Source organism: Phenylobacterium sp. (assembly GCF_035569475.1).
In the GTDB taxonomy this organism is placed as follows: Bacteria; Pseudomonadota; Alphaproteobacteria; order Caulobacterales; family Caulobacteraceae; genus Phenylobacterium.
On the sequence record NZ_DATMNA010000055.1, the window covers coordinates 22536 to 34283 of the forward strand.

Annotated in this window: 11 protein-coding genes; 2 read left to right on the forward strand and 9 right to left on the reverse strand. The window is 70.8% G+C overall.

What is annotated here, in order from left to right; all coding sequences use genetic code 11:
* Positions 1-20: 20 nt before the first annotated feature.
* From VNW53_RS08905 to lgt, 6 genes are all read right to left on the reverse strand, one after another.
* Positions 21-668: a 50S ribosomal protein L25/general stress protein Ctc gene (locus tag VNW53_RS08905; RefSeq protein ID WP_325555116.1), complete on the reverse strand. Its 648-nt coding sequence runs from the start codon at positions 666-668 to the stop codon at positions 21-23.
* Between the two features lie 335 nt (positions 669-1003).
* Positions 1004-2092, reverse strand: a complete 1089-nt coding sequence (locus VNW53_RS08910; RefSeq protein WP_325555117.1) for a hypothetical protein — start codon at positions 2090-2092, stop codon at positions 1004-1006.
* A gap of 119 nt (positions 2093-2211) precedes the next feature.
* Positions 2212-3147 (reverse strand): ribose-phosphate pyrophosphokinase, encoded by a 936-nt coding sequence (locus tag VNW53_RS08915; RefSeq protein WP_325555118.1) that lies wholly within the window; start codon positions 3145-3147, stop codon positions 2212-2214.
* Positions 3148-3219: 72 nt separating this feature from the next.
* On the reverse strand, positions 3220-4134 hold the full coding sequence (pgeF, locus tag VNW53_RS08920; protein WP_325555119.1) for a peptidoglycan editing factor PgeF: 915 nt from the start codon (positions 4132-4134) through the stop codon (positions 3220-3222).
* Positions 4131-5189 (reverse strand): class I SAM-dependent methyltransferase, encoded by a 1059-nt coding sequence (locus tag VNW53_RS08925; protein ID WP_325555120.1) that lies wholly within the window; start codon positions 5187-5189, stop codon positions 4131-4133. The genes pgeF and VNW53_RS08925 overlap by 4 nt, the downstream gene beginning before the upstream one ends.
* On the reverse strand, positions 5176-6030 hold the full coding sequence (gene lgt, locus VNW53_RS08930) for a prolipoprotein diacylglyceryl transferase (RefSeq protein ID WP_325555152.1): 855 nt from the start codon (positions 6028-6030) through the stop codon (positions 5176-5178). Before lgt ends, VNW53_RS08925 begins: the two co-directional genes overlap by 14 nt.
* A 122-nt stretch (positions 6031-6152) precedes the next feature.
* Here lgt and VNW53_RS08935 point away from each other — a divergent pair, with 122 nt between their 5' ends.
* Together VNW53_RS08935 and VNW53_RS08940 are read left to right on the forward strand one after the other, a co-directional pair.
* The gene (locus VNW53_RS08935) at positions 6153-6443 is read left to right on the forward strand and encodes an accessory factor UbiK family protein (protein ID WP_325555122.1); all 291 of its coding nucleotides are present in this window, start codon (positions 6153-6155) and stop codon (positions 6441-6443) included.
* Positions 6444-6581: 138 nt separating this feature from the next.
* Positions 6582-7088, forward strand: coding sequence for a YbjN domain-containing protein (locus VNW53_RS08940; RefSeq protein ID WP_325555124.1), 507 nt, complete (start codon positions 6582-6584; stop codon positions 7086-7088).
* A gap of 62 nt (positions 7089-7150) precedes the next feature.
* Here VNW53_RS08940 and VNW53_RS08945 read toward each other — a convergent pair whose 3' ends face one another.
* The 3 genes from VNW53_RS08945 to VNW53_RS08955 form a co-directional block, all read right to left on the reverse strand.
* The gene (locus VNW53_RS08945; RefSeq protein WP_325555126.1) at positions 7151-8815 is read right to left on the reverse strand and encodes an FAD-dependent oxidoreductase; all 1665 of its coding nucleotides are present in this window, start codon (positions 8813-8815) and stop codon (positions 7151-7153) included.
* A 159-nt stretch (positions 8816-8974) separates the two neighbouring features.
* The gene (locus VNW53_RS08950; RefSeq protein ID WP_325555128.1) at positions 8975-10915 is read right to left on the reverse strand and encodes a glycoside hydrolase family 2 TIM barrel-domain containing protein; all 1941 of its coding nucleotides are present in this window, start codon (positions 10913-10915) and stop codon (positions 8975-8977) included.
* Positions 10916-10977: 62 nt separating this feature from the next.
* Positions 10978-11733, reverse strand: a complete 756-nt coding sequence (locus VNW53_RS08955; RefSeq protein ID WP_325555130.1) for a FadR/GntR family transcriptional regulator — start codon at positions 11731-11733, stop codon at positions 10978-10980.
* Positions 11734-11748 lie beyond the last annotated feature (15 nt).

Consider the following 11748-nt stretch of genomic DNA (forward strand, 5'->3'; position numbering starts at 1 on the left):
AGGTTCGGGGAGGCGAGGCCTTAAGCCTCGCCGCCTTCTTCGGTGGCGCTTTCAGCCGCCGCGCCCTCGGCGACCGCGGTGTCGGCCGCTTCGTCTTCATCGGCCTGCGAGGAGGCGCCGCTGATGGTGGCCAGCACCGTGTCGGCGGGGACCGTGGCCGCCACATTGGCCGGCAGCTTGAGGTCCGAAACGCGGACCGAGTCGCCGATGTCGAGGCCGGTCAGGTCGAACACCAGTTCTTCCGGAATGTGGTCGGCGGCGCAGGCCACCTGCACGTCGTGGAACACCACGTTGAGCGTGCCGCCGCGCTTGATGCCCGGCGCGGCGTCGTGGTTCTGGAAGTGCACCGGAACGTTGATCTTGATCTGCTGGTTGGCGTCGACGCGGTAGAGGTCGAAGTGCCAGGGCGTGTCGGTGACCGGGTGCATGTCCACGGCCTTGGCGATCACCGGCTGGGTCTCGGAGCCGTACTTCAGGGTCACCAGGTGGCCCAGCAGCTTGCCGGTGTAGAGCGCCTTCTTGAACTCGTTCATCTTGACCGAGATCGCGACGGGATCCTTGTCGCCGCCGTAAAGGACGCCGGGAACCAGGCCTTCGCGGCGGGCGACGCGCGCGCCACCGGTGCCGGTGCGCTCGCGGACTTCGACGTTCAGAACGATATCGGCCATGGCCTTGCCTCAGAAACGAAACCGCCGCGCGAAGAGCGCGCGGCGACGCAGGATGCGACCCGGGTGGGCCGAAAGGTGCGCGTAGATACACAAAAGCCCCCGTCCGCGCAACGGGCGAGGGGCTTAAATTCGCTCAGCGCGCCCTGGTTCGCCGACAGAGTCCGGACACAATTCCGCTCATCCCGGCGAAGGCCGGGATCCAGATCTCGAAGCGGGATGGCTGATGGGACGAGCGCCGAGGCCGTAGAGCCCACGCCTGAGCCATTCCATCTGGATCCCGGCCTTCGCCGGGACGAGCGGTTGGAAAATCCTAAGTATCGGAATTTATTGCAGGCCTAGCGCTTCTTGCTGTGCGAACGCGATGAGGCGGGCGTCGAGGCCTTGGTCAGGGCCGCGTCGGCCAGGGCCTGGACGCGCGGATCGATCGGCGCGGGAACCCCGGCGCCCTTCATCAGGCAACTGCCGGTGTCCTCCAGCACGTGCTGGCCCAGGCAGAAGACGTCCTCGTAGTGCGGCCGGGCCACCGCCAGGCACTGGTAGAGGTTGAGCTTGGCCATGTTCAGGCAGACAGCCCCGGCGGGCTCCGCGAGGATCGGCATCACCTGGGCGAGGCTCGCATCGTCGGCGTAGCCGAGGGCGGCCAGGGCGGCCACGGCCAGGGCGTGGATCACCTCCGGCGTATAGGGCGGCTCGGCGCTCATCGGCGTCAGGCCCATCTGGCCGGGTCCCGACACCGCCGTCTGCAGGCGCACGGTCTCGGAGACCTCGCCCAGGGTCGGCGTGGCGGAGAGCTCCTTGGCGAGCGCCAGCCGGCTTTCGCGGGCCGGGACGTCGGCCTTCGACCAGGCCTGGTGCTGCACCTCATAGGCCGCCTGGCGCACGTTGCGGCCCAGCTCGACCAGCTTGCGGCCGTCCTCGCCGAGCGCGCTCATCACGAGGCCTGCGGCGCCGGCGGAGCCCGAGAAGCCCACGGCGTAGGCCGGATCCTTCATGATCTCGTAGGCGACGGTGCGGCGCTGTTCCGGGTCGGCCGCGAACTTGCGCACCCCGGCGACGAAGGCTGGGTCCTGCAGGGCCACCACCGCGCCGTAGGCGATGGCGCCGCGCAGCAGGGCGCCGGGTTCATAGGACTCGCCGGTCTTCAGGCTCTGGGCCACGTCCGAGCCGGTGGCGAACCCCGTGGAGATGGCGCTGGCGCGGTTGACGTAGGCCCGATAGCCGCTGGCCAGTTCGACGACCCGCGGCGAGAGGCTGACGGACGGGATCACCACGGCGACGGGCGCGGGGGGCGGCGGCGGGGCGGGCGGCGGCGCGGACGAGCAGGCGGCCACGACCAGGGCCAGGGCCGCCGCAAGGGCGCTCGGGGCGAGGCGGCCATGAACGAAATGCTCAGGCGCGCGGCGGGCAGGAGTCGCGGAGGTCATCGGAAGGCTTTTCCCACAGTCGCGTGGCGTCACGCTCAGATTCGTCCCCCGACAGGAATGTGGACTCGCACAGTAAACGCCCGGTGAGCAAGCGTCGCCGCGGGCGAACCCTCAAATCCTCAGTCGAACAGTTTCGACACAGACTCCTCGTTGGCGATGCGGCGGATCGCCTCGCCGATCAGCTTGTCGCAGCTCACATAGCGGATCTTGCCGCCCTCGCCGGCCCGGTCCGGCGGGGCGATGGAATCGGTCATCACCAGCTCCTTGAGGATCGAGCTGTTGACCCGCTCGACCGCGGCGCCGGACAGCACCCCGTGGGTCACATAGGCCGAGACCTCGGACGCCCCGTGGTCGACCAGGGCCTGGGCCGCGTTGGTGAGCGTGCCGCCGCCGTCGATCATGTCGTCGAACAGGATGCAGCGGCGGCCGGAGACGTCGCCGATGATATTCGCCACCTCGCTCTTGCCGGGGCCGGAGCGGCGCTTGTCGACGATGGAGAGCTCGGCGTTGAGCCGGGTGGCGACCGCGAGCGCCCGGACCACGCCGCCCACGTCCGGCGAGACGATCATCAGCTCGTTGGTCTTCTTGTGGTTGTCCTTGATGTCGGCGGCCAGGATCGGCGCGGACAGCAGGTTGTCGGTGGGGATGTCGAAGAAGCCCTGAATCTGGCCGGAGTGCAGGTCCATGGTCAGCACCCGGTCGGCGCCGGCCCGGGTGATGAGATTGGCCACCAGCTTGGCGGAGATCGGCGTGCGGCCGCCGGTCTTGCGATCCTGCCGGGCGTAGCCGAAGTAGGGCATCACCGCCGTGATCCGCTTGGCCGAGGCGCGTTTCAGCGCGTCGATGCAGATCAGGAGTTCCATCAGGTTGTCGTTGGCCGGGTAGCTGGTGGACTGGATCACGAAGACGTCCTCGCCCCGGACGTTCTCGTCGATGGTCACCCAGACCTCGTTGTCGGCGAAGCGCTTTACCTGCGCCTTGGTCAGCGGCAGGTCCAGGTGGGCGGCCACGGCCTCCGCCAGCGTGCGATTGGAGTTGCCAGCCAGCAGCTTCATCGGGGCTCCACGGAAAATGCGCTTATGCGGCGGGCTTGTAGCAGGGGAGGCCCGGGAGTCTATCCCCGCGCTTCATCCGTCCCCGCGCCAGGGAGGTTGGCGGAGCGAAGCGAGGTCGAGTGGGGAAGCGGCGCCCAGGCGCGGAGTCGGCGTTCCGGCCCACGCTTCCCCACTCGTCCCGGCTTCGCGGCCTGCCCCTGCCCTCAAGAGGAGGGATGACGAGTCGAGCACGATCGCCGAGAGCAGGCGGCCGTAGTCGGGCTCGCCGAGCTTGAAGGCCCGGCGATTGGAGAAGAAATCGTCCGCCTGCGCGCAGGTGTCGTGGCCGATCCATTCGCAGGCCCGGACGCCGGCGGCGGCCAGGCGGGCCAGGACGAAGGCCGGCAGGTCGAACATCCGCTTGTCCGGCGCGGCGCCGGGGGCGAAGAACCGGCCGTGGGCGGGATCGGCCTCGGTGAACCGCTCGAGGAACTCCAGCCCCACCTCGTAGGAGGCCGGGCCGATGCACGGCCCCACGGCGGCGCGCAGGCGCTCGCGCCGGGCGCCCAGGGTCTCCATGCGCGCCACGGCCGCCTCGATGACGCCGGTGAGCGCGCCCTTCCAGCCCGCGTGGGCGGCGGCGACGACGCGGGCCAGCGGGTCGACGAACAGGATCGGGGCGCAGTCGGCGGCGAGCGCGCCGGCGACCACGCCGGGCGTGGCGGTGACCACCGCGTCGGCCTTCGGGGGCTCGCCCGGCCAGACGCCTTCGGTCGCCAGCGCCGTGGCGGAGTGGACCTGATAGGCGGTGACGACGGCGTCGGCGCCCAAGTGGGCGGCGCAGCGGCGGCGGTTCTCGCGCACCGCGTCGGGGTCGTCGTTCGAACCCAGGCCGACGTTCAGGCTGGCGTAGACGCCCTGGGAGACGCCGCCGCGGCGGGTGAAGAAGGCGTGGCGCACGCCGGGCGCCTCCAGCAGCTTCGAGGTCAGGACCGGGAGTTCGCTCATTCGGCCTCCTCGAAGGCGGGTGGGGTCCAGCCGGGCGCGTGGATCGCGCAGGCCTTGAACAGCTCGCCCATCTCGTCGCCGGCGATCAGGCGGGTGAGCTGGCGGCCGATGGCGCCGCTGCGGCCGGGCGCGGCGCGGACCAGGGCCTCGGCGCGCTGGCCGATCCCCATCCGGGCCAGGAACTCGCCCTGGGTGAGGATCGCGGCCTCGGCGCCCTGGCCGCGGGCGGCGGCCATCACCGCGGGGAAGTCGGCGTGGACGGTGAGGTCCGCCGCGCCGGGGTCGGCCAGGGGATCGACCTTCTCGTGGCGGCGGAGCGCCTGCAGGGTGTCGCCGAAGCCGGGCTCGGCGCGGCCGTAGTCGATCAGGAGCGCCGCCCCGCCGTCGGCGGCGATCCGCGCGCCGAGCTCGGCGCCCAGGGCCGCCTGGGCCGCGGACTGCTCGAACACCTGGCCGGGCGCGGCGTCGGGCAGCAGGCCGGCCACCGGCGTCGGGGCGAGGCCGAAGGCGAGCTCGCCCTCGGCGTCCAGGCCCACGACCTGCTCGGCCCAGCCGATGGCGGTGCGCACGAACTGGCGCGCCGGCAGGCAGTCGAGCAGTTCGTTGGCGATCAGCATCAGGGGGGCTTCGGCGGGGACCTCCGCCAGGCTCCGCGCCCACTGCACGCGTCCGCCCAGCCGGTCGGCCTGAAGGGCGCGGAGCGGCGCCGAGGTCTCCACCAGCCAGACGTCGGCGGCCTCGAGCAGGCCGGGCGCATGGCGGATCGTCTTCAGGATGTCGCCCATCAGGGTCCCGTCGCCCGGGCCCATCTCCACCAGCCGCACCGCGTCGGGCCGGCCCATCAGCTCCCAGGCGGCCGCGGCCCAGACGCCGATCAGCTCGCCGAACATCTGGCTGACCATGGGGGCGGTGATGAAGTCGCCCGCCTCGCCGAGCGCCGGGCGGGTGGCGTAGTAGCCGAAGTCCGGGTCGTGCAGGCAGGCGCCCATGTACTGGGCGACGGTGATCGGGCCGCCGGCGGCGATCTGCGCCGTCAGCCGGTCACGCAGGGGCATCTGCGGCCTTGGGGGCCTCCGCGCCCTCGATCGCCGCCGGCAGGGGCTCCTTCAGGCCGCGCCAGACCAGCCAGGCGCCGATCGCCACCATGGGCGCCGACAGCATCATCCCCATGGTCAGGCCGAATGGGAAGGTGGGCATCCAGTAGTCGGGCTGGCGGACGTTCTCCAGGCTGATGCGGATCAGGCCGTAGCCGGCCAGGAACAGGCCCATGACCACGCCGCGGCGGTTCAGCCAGTGCTTGCGGTGGGTCGCCCAGCGCAGCAGGCAGAACAGCACGACGCCCTCCAGAGCCGCCTCATAGAGCTGGCTCGGGTGGCGCGGCAGGGGGCCGGCGTCGGGGAACACCATGCCCCAGGGGAGGGTGGTCGGCCGCCCCCAGAGCTCGCCGTTGATGAAGTTGGCGATCCGCACGAAAAAGCCCCCGATCGGCTCGGCGGCGACGATGATGTCGCCCAGCCTGAGAGGGTCGATCTTCTTGGCGCGGGCGAAAGCCAGGCCTGCGACAAAAACGCCGATGGCTCCGCCGTGGAAGCTCATCCCGCCATGCCAGGTCTTCAGGATCTCGACCGGGTCCGTCCAGATCAAAGAGGTCCTGTAGAACAGCACATCGCCCAGCCGGCCGCCGACGATGACGCCCAGGGTGAGCCACAGGATCAGGTCGTCCACCTGCTCGGCCGTGGCCGGCGCCGCGCGGAACGTCCAGAGCTTCGGGTTGCGCACCATGGTGACGACGTAGCGCCAGCCCAGCAGGATCGCGGCCACATAGGCCAGAGCATACCAGCGGATCGCGAAGGGCCCGATCTGAATCAGCACCGGGTCGATGTTGGGAAAATGCAGCAGCGGCCCGCTCCGGCGTTAGGGTTGACTGTCGCTTTAGAGGAGAACCTCTTCGCTTTCACCCCTTGGCGACCATATAAGGGTTATCCGGCAGGCCTGTTGTCCGCCGGTCAGAGTACGAGATGCAGACACAGAATCCCTTCCTCGACGAAATGGCCAAGCTGTCGACCGCGGCCATGGGCCTGGCCCAGGCGGCCGGCGAGGAGGCCAAGGCCGCGTTCCGCGCCCAGGCCGACCGGATGGCCGCCGACTTCGACCTGATCCGCCGCGACGACTTCGACGCGCTGAAGGCCGAGGTGGCCCAGCTTCGGGCCGAGGTCGAAGCGCTGCGGGCGGCAAAGCCCGCCCCCAAGGCTGCGCCCAAGGCGGCCAAGGCCCCGGGCGCGGGGCCGAAACCGGGCGTCGGCGGCTGAAAACGCAACCGCACACAACAATGTGGGCGACTTCTGGAAAGAACCGGATGACGCCCAAGCCGCGAAGCAGATTAGTTTCACTATCGCAGGCGATTCGGGGGCGGCCGTCTGCTCCCCGCCCGCTGCGAAAGGGGTCTCATGGACACCACCAGCCCGTCTGACGACAGCGTCCAGCTCGGCGCCGATCCCCTCGACGTGGTCGAGCACGTGCTCGCCGCGGAGAACCTGCCCTTCGACCGCACGGAAGATGGCGACCTGGCCTTCTCCCTGGCCGGCGACTGGAAGGACTACGAACTCTGGTTCGCGTGGCGGCCGGAGGGCGACTGCCTGCAGCTCTGCCTCTCCATGGACCTGACGGTGCCCGCCGACCAGCGGCCCGCCGCCCAGGAGCTGATCGCCCAGGTGAACCCGCGGGTGTGGCTGGGCCACTTCGAGCTTTGGGAAGACGGCGAAGTCATCTTCCGCCACGGCATGGCCCTGATGACCGGGGAACAGCCGAGCCTGGCCCAGGCCGCGGCGATGATCGACGTGGCCGTGGAAGGCGCCGACCGGTTCTACCCGGCCTTCGACTTCCTGGTGCAGGGCTCGAAATCCCCCGCCGAAGCCATCGCCGCCTGCATGTTCGAGACAATCGGCGAGGCCTGACCACCCCCAGCTTGTCATCCTCCGGTCGCGTTCGCGCGATCCGGGGGACCCAGGCTTGCTTCTTACGGGGCAGCGGGCTCGTGCGCCTCCGTCCGGCGTTGGGCCGCAAGCCGGGCGTGAACCGCCTGGACAACCACGGAGCCCTCGCCGACGGCCGAGGCGACGCGCTTCACCGACCCCGCGCGGACGTCTCCCACGGCGAAGACGCCGGGCAGGCTGGTCTGGAACAGGTTGAACGGCTGCGGCGTCTCGTCCCCGCAATGCTCGCCGGTCAGCACGAAGCCGCGATCGTCCAACTTCACCGCGCCCTCGAGCCACCCGGTGCAGGGATCGGCGCCGATCATGACGAAGAGCCCTTCGGCGGCGTGCTCCGCCACGCGCTCGTCGCTGTCGCGGAGCTTCACGGCCCGCAAGCGGCTGTCCCCGACCAGCTCCACGACCTGCGACCGCATCACGATCTCCACATTGGCGGCGTGGCGCAGCCGATCGACGAGGTAGCTGGACATGGTGTCCGCCAAGTCGTTCCCGCGATGCACGAGGCGCACGGTCGAGGCGCGTGAGGCCAGGAACATCGCGGCCTGGCCCGCCGAGTTGCCGCCGCCGACGACAACGACCTCCTTGCCCTTCAACGCCCGGGCCTCGAGCTCGGTGGCGGCGTAGTAGAGGCCGGCGCCTTGAAAGCGGTCCTCGTCGGGCACGCCGAGCCTTCGGTAGCGGGCGCCGGTGGCGATGATCACCGCCCGTCCGAGCAGGACCGCGCCGTCGTCGAGCGTGACCTCGTAGTATCCCGGCCTGGCGCTGGGCTGGAGCTTCTGCGCGTGGCGCGGCGTCGCCACCCGGACGCCGAACTTGACCGCCTGAAGCTCGGCTCGGAACGCCAGGTCGGCGCCCGACACCCCGGTGGGAAAGCCCAGGAAGTTCTCGATCCGCGATGACGACGCCGACTGGCCTCCGATCGCCACATCGTCGAAGAGAACGGTGCGCAAGCCCTCCGACCCGCCATAGACCGCCGCAGACAGGCCGGCGGGGCCCGCTCCGGCGATGATCAGGTCCACCGGCTCGGGGTCATCGACGGCCAGGTCGAGTCCAAGGGCGCGCGCCACCTGCGAGACGGACGGCTCCGTCAGCACGTACCGGCCGCGCACCACCACCTTCGCCTCGGCGCCGACGGCCCCCAGGGCGGCGAGCTCCGCTTGTTGGGCCGGGTCCGCGCCGTCCATCCACCGATAGGGAATGCGGTTACGCTCCGCATAGGCCTGCACCTTCCGCAAGGCCGGCGATTCCTCGGGACCCGCCAGCGTCAGGGTGCCCTGCTGGCGCTGGACCAGCAGCAGCCGGCGCGCGGCGAAGGCCTGCAGCAGGAGATCGCCGATCTCGGGATCGACCTGGGTCAGCTCCACGATTTCCGCCTGGGGGACGACCAGGACCTCGCCGGCCTCGACGACGATGCAGTCCGAGAACGCGGTCTGGCCCAGCAGCAGGGCGATTTCGCCGGTGAACTGGCCCGGCGTCATGACCCCTAGGACCATGCCGGCCGGGTCGCGGATCTGCACCGTCGCCGACAGGAGGTAGATGAGGGGGTAGTCGCGGTCGTCCGAGCGGTACAGCACCTCGCCCACGGCGACGCGCCGCCGCTCGCCGTGCGCCTCCAGCCTCGCGACCGCGGGCGCGGCCATGGTCGTGTTCGCCCGCCGCCTCATCTCGTCGTAGGTCAGGTCGTCGAACATGGCCGCCTCCATCGCCAAGGCCTGCGCATCGTGGCGCTTGGTTCTACCGAAAAGAGGGCCCGGATCGCCGGCAGCGTCCAGCTTTCGTCGCCGTTGAAGGTCGGCAGCTGTCGTTCTTGAGGCTCTCGTAGAGCTCGATCAGGTCCGGAAGCCCTTCGCTCAACTCTTCAAGCCGGCCCAGAGCTCGTGCAGGCGCGTCGCCGCGAGCTTCGGGCGGCGGTCGCGGGTGAAGACGCCCTTCTGGTTCAGGGAGCCCACCCGCATGGTGCTCTGGGCTGTCTTGAAGTCGGCGAAGGCCCAGGGGTGGGCGCCGACGATGAACGGGCTTTGGCGCAAGGTCTTCCAATAGGCCTCGATGAGGTCGGCCTGGTAGTCCTCGCTCCACATCTCTGACGGATGGGCGTGGACGCCGGCCACCGCGTCGGCGCCGAACTCCGTGAACACCACGGGCTTGTCGCCGTGGCGCGCGCGCAGGGCGGCGATCTCCCGCTCCAGGGTGGCGACGGCCTCGTCGATCTGGCCCGACACCGCGTACCAGCCGTTGTAGGAATTGGTGCAGATGACGTCGCCCAGGCCCACCCACTCCGGCGGGCCGTTCTGCACGCTGACCAGCGCGACCGGCCGCGTGCGGTCCAGGCTGCGGGCCTTGTCGAACAGGCGCTTGAAGAACTGGGCGCCCGCTTCCACGGCCCCGGTCGGGGCTTCGTCGGTGGTGTGGAAGGGCTTGGGGATCGGCTCGTTGGCCAGCGACCAGAGGATCACGCAAGGGTGGTTCTTGTCCCGCCGCACCAGCTCGCCCAGCGCCCGTTCGAGCTGGCGGTAGCGCGCCTCGATGATCGCCGGCGGATCGGAGAACACCAGGCTGACCCCGGGCGTCTCGGCGATGACCAGGAACCCGTATTCGTCGGCGAGCATCATCGCCTCTTCGGAATAGGGATAGTGCGAGGTGCGGAAGCTGTTGGCGCCGATCCACTTGAGCAGCTCGAAGTCCCGCACCAGCACGGCCAGGTCGAGGCCCTTGCCGTGCATGGGGAAATCCTCGTGCTTGCCGAAGCCGGTGAGGAACACGGGCTTGCCGTTCAGCCGGATCTCGCTGCCGCGCACCTCGACGGTGCGCACGCCCACCTTGAGGGGGTACTCGTCGATTGGCGCTTCGGCGCCGCCCAGCCGCACGGTCAGCCTGTAGAGGTGCGGGTCGTCCGGCGACCAGGCGCGCACGGCCGGCACGCGGATCCGGCTCGCGCCGGCGCCGCCTTCCACCTCGACCGGGACGGAGATGGGTTTCGGGCCATCGCTCAGGATCAGGGTCGCGGGGCCCGACCAGCCGCCGTTCACCTCGAAGGCCACGTCGACTATCCCCACGGCGCCGGCGAACCCGGTGGTCACCGTCACGTCCTGAACGGCGATGTCCGGGGTGGCGAACAGCGCCACCGGGCGGTGCAGGCCGCAATAGGGAAAGAAGTCATAGGCCGTCTGGGGATAGTCCTGCAGGTAGAAATGCGAGGTCCTGGGGTCCGGCGTCGCCGGGACGCGATCGAGCTGGAGCCTGTTCTCGACGCTGACGGTCAGCCGGTTGGGCGCTGCGTCCCGCGCCACGCCGGTGACGTCGAAGGCGAAGGGCAGGTGGCCGCCCACATGCTCGCCCAGGTATTCGCCGTTGAGCCAGACGCGGGCGCGATAGACCGCGGAGCCGAAGCGCAGGCAGACCCGGCGTCCCCGCCAGCCCGGATCCAGTTGGAACTCGGTTTCGTGCCAGGCGGTCCCGAAGTAGTCGCGGGCGTCGTCGAACAGGTCGTTCCAACTGCAGGGCACCGGGATGTGGCGCGGCGCCGGCAGGCCGCGCTCGAACCAGCGGTCGGCCTCGCCGCGGTCTCCCGCGTCGAGCTGGAAGCGCCAGAGGCCGGAGAGGTCGCGCGTCGAGCGCGTGGGGCTCTCATGCGGATAGAGCAGGCTGGCCTCGCCGCGCCGGACGCCCGGACGGGGCTGGGCGGCGGCGTCGCTCGCCGCGGTCGCGGCCGTGGCGACCAGGCCCAGGGCGCCGACCGCCTGGCGGCGCGTCAGCGCGGGAGCCGCCCCCGGCGGCGTCGTCTCGTCGGCCATGCTTTCCCTCCCACCAATAGCCGCCGCCCTGAACGGACGGTCGGCGGCCGCGCCCCAGGGGTCTAGGGGACCCTGCCGTAGCGCTTGCGTTCGGCCGCGATGCGCGCGCGGGCCTGTTCCAGCTCCTGCACCTCGGTGGCGGCCAGGAGCGATTCCAGCACCCGGGTCAGGTGCTCGCGCATGGCGCGGCGCGCGGCCTCGGGCGAGCGTTGGCGCAGGGCGTCGAGGATCGCGGCGTGCTCGTCGATCCGCGGCGTCACCCCGGCCGCGTGGGCCTTGGCGCTGAGGAGCTGGGTCTGGGGCGAGCGGGCGCGGGCGTCCCAAAGCATCTGGACGGCGGCGACCATGGCGCTGTTCTGGGTCGCGGTGGCGATCAGCATGTGGAAGCGGCGGTCGGCATCCTCGGACATCACCACGTCGCGGGCGTTCTCGGCCTGCATTTCGGCGACGAGCTGCTGCAGCTCCTGCAACTGCTCGTCGGAAATCAGCCCCGCGGCGAGTGCGGCGCTCTCGCCCTCGATGGCGCGGCGGGCCTCCAGCAGTTCGAACGGGCCGACGTCCATCGCCCCGGCCGCGCCGCCGCGCGGCAGGCGGGCGGTGACATAGACGCCCGAGCCGAGGCGCACCTCCACGAGCCCGTCCAACTCGAGGGCGATGATCGCCTCCCGGATCGTGGGGCGGGAGACGGCGTAGGCCTGGGCGAGATCGCGCTCGGAGGGCAGCCGCCGCCCCAGCACGTACTCCCGGGCGGCGATCCGCCGGGCGAGATCCTCCGCGACCCTCTCGTACAGCCGGCCGGTTTCCGATTTTGCGATCATCGCCGAACCATATCT

What these genes read in the sequence shown, in the direction of transcription:
- VNW53_RS08905 (WP_325555116.1), bottom strand. Translation starts at nt 668, where the DNA reads ATGGCCGATATCGTTCTGAACGTCGAAGTCCGCGAGCGCACCGGCACC.
- VNW53_RS08910 (WP_325555117.1), bottom strand. Translation starts at nt 2,092, where the DNA reads ATGACCTCCGCGACTCCTGCCCGCCGCGCGCCTGAGCATTTCGTTCAT.
- VNW53_RS08915 (WP_325555118.1), bottom strand. Translation starts at nt 3,147, where the DNA reads ATGAAGCTGCTGGCTGGCAACTCCAATCGCACGCTGGCGGAGGCCGTG.
- pgeF (WP_325555119.1), bottom strand. Translation starts at nt 4,134, where the DNA reads ATGAGCGAACTCCCGGTCCTGACCTCGAAGCTGCTGGAGGCGCCCGGC.
- VNW53_RS08925 (WP_325555120.1), bottom strand. Translation starts at nt 5,189, where the DNA reads ATGCCCCTGCGTGACCGGCTGACGGCGCAGATCGCCGCCGGCGGCCCG.
- VNW53_RS08935 (WP_325555122.1), top strand. Translation starts at nt 6,153, where the DNA reads ATGCAGACACAGAATCCCTTCCTCGACGAAATGGCCAAGCTGTCGACC.
- VNW53_RS08940 (WP_325555124.1), top strand. Translation starts at nt 6,582, where the DNA reads ATGGACACCACCAGCCCGTCTGACGACAGCGTCCAGCTCGGCGCCGAT.
- VNW53_RS08945 (WP_325555126.1), bottom strand. Translation starts at nt 8,815, where the DNA reads ATGTTCGACGACCTGACCTACGACGAGATGAGGCGGCGGGCGAACACG.
- VNW53_RS08950 (WP_325555128.1), bottom strand. Translation starts at nt 10,915, where the DNA reads ATGGCCGACGAGACGACGCCGCCGGGGGCGGCTCCCGCGCTGACGCGC.
- VNW53_RS08955 (WP_325555130.1), bottom strand. Translation starts at nt 11,733, where the DNA reads ATGATCGCAAAATCGGAAACCGGCCGGCTGTACGAGAGGGTCGCGGAG.